The organism is Allochromatium palmeri, assembly GCF_009720725.1.
GTDB classification, from domain to species: Bacteria; Pseudomonadota; Gammaproteobacteria; order Chromatiales; family Chromatiaceae; genus Thermochromatium; species Thermochromatium palmeri.
In genome coordinates this window covers 1-405 of sequence record NZ_WNKT01000178.1, presented here as the reverse complement: position 1 = coordinate 405, position 405 = coordinate 1, and the positions used below count along the sequence as shown (strand labels likewise).

At 58.3% G+C, this 405-nt stretch carries 1 protein-coding gene; it reads left to right on the top strand.

Annotation, left to right across the window (positions count from 1 at the left end):
• The coding region (locus GJ668_RS20460; RefSeq protein ID WP_222930837.1) for a hypothetical protein at nucleotides 1-351 on the top strand (351 nt) is incomplete at its 5' end.
• Nucleotides 352-405: the final 54 nt, after the last annotated feature.

The window sequence follows — 405 nt, the reverse complement described above, 5'->3', positions numbered from 1 at the left end:
CAGGAACCGTTCACGGCGGGTCTGGTACTTCGGCTTCGGGGCGCGTTTCTTGGGCATCGTCGTCAGGCTGAGGGCGGTGGAGAACACAGGGCACAAGGGTATCACTCAGACCCCTTCGCCAAAACGGAATTGTTCAGCGTTTCCCTAATGCGTCTTTACAGTGATGAGCTGCCGCTGAAACGCAGGCGGGTGCTGTACCAAAAGGTCAGCAGCAGAGTGCGTGAGGCCTTCCAGTCGCGGCGCGTCGTTGAATTTGCCGTGCCGGTCGTTGACCGTTTGCAGCCGACTGGCTGGCATTTTGGACTTTGGACAAAAACACGCTCCTTCCCAGTGCCCAGTAGGCCTTCTTGAAACTTTTCGTGGTATGCATCCGATCAAGCCGTCGCGGTGAGCCTCGGTTGGCGC